Here is a 264-nt window from a genome sequence, read left to right as displayed (position 1 = left end):
GTACCTCGCTGACCATGCGGAGTCGCTGTCGCTCAACACGCTACGCGCGCGCCTTGCGGCGCTGGCTCAATGGCACCAGACGCAGGGCTTCCCGGATCCGACCAAAGCGCCGCACGTCCGCAAGGTTCTCAAAGGGATCGCTGCACTGCATCCGGCGACCGAGAAGCGCGCGAAGCCGATGCAGCTCACGCAGCTCGAAACGCTCACGGTCTGGCTCGATGGGCAGATCGCCCAAGCCTCCGACGAGCGCAGCCGCCTCGCATA

1 protein-coding gene is annotated in these 264 nt (G+C 66.3%); it reads left to right on the top strand.

The features are described 5' to 3' along the window. The coding region (locus SB717_RS36760; protein WP_486360802.1) for a hypothetical protein at positions 1-264 on the top strand (264 nt) is incomplete at both ends.

The sequence above is a fragment of the Priestia sp. SIMBA_032 genome (genome assembly GCF_046535215.1).
Classification (GTDB): Bacteria; Bacillota; Bacilli; order Bacillales; family Bacillaceae_H; genus Priestia; species Priestia aryabhattai.
This window is presented reverse-complemented; position numbering and strand designations above follow the sequence as displayed.